We start from the raw sequence: 601 nt of genomic DNA, 5'->3' as shown, positions 1-601 counted from the left end.
CGGTGTCCACCGAGAACGCCTCACCGGGATCCACGGAGACCTCCTGCGGCCCGGCGGGGAGCGGGACCGGGGACTCGTCGCAGAGTTCGGCCGGAACGGCGCGGCCCTCGAGCAGGGCCCGGCGGGACGCGGTGATCCGCGTGCCCACGACCCGGTCGCCGATGTGCAGCCGGGGCCCGTCCTGGCAGGTCAGCGTGACGGGGTCGTCGTCGGCGGCGGGCAGCGCGCCGATGCGGGCGCCCGAGGCGTCCTGCACCCAGACCTCGGCGATGCCGGCGGGCACGGGCGCCCCGCCGGGGGTGCGCACGTCGCGGGTGCTGTCGACGCGGACGGTGACGCGGTCGGTGTGGTCGGCGGGGAGGTCGACGACGACGGAGCCGTCCTCCTCGGGTGTGAGCGTGGCGACGTCGACGCGCGTGCGCTGGAGGCCGGTGTCGATCGTGACGACCCTCGGCGCCGCCGGCGCGTCCGAGCGGGGCGCCCACAGGCGCAGTGACCCGACGAGGTGGCGCCCGGGCAGGCGCAGGCCGAGCGACGGCGACGGGGCGTCGGTCGCGTGCCAACTGGTGGAGCGGTCCCCGTCGACGGCCGCCGACGGCGC

The 601-nt window shown here is 78.0% G+C and carries 1 pseudogene; it reads right to left on the bottom strand.

What is annotated here, in order from left to right:
• Positions 1 to 601: pseudogene (locus HMPREF3086_RS03935) on the bottom strand (DUF3367 domain-containing protein); the annotation flags it as partial.

It is taken from the genome of Dietzia sp. HMSC21D01, from assembly GCF_001815995.1.
GTDB classification, from domain to species: domain Bacteria; phylum Actinomycetota; class Actinomycetes; order Mycobacteriales; family Mycobacteriaceae; genus Dietzia; species Dietzia cinnamea.
The sequence above is the reverse complement of the archived record's forward strand: the minus strand, read 5'-3'. Positions and strand labels throughout refer to the sequence as shown.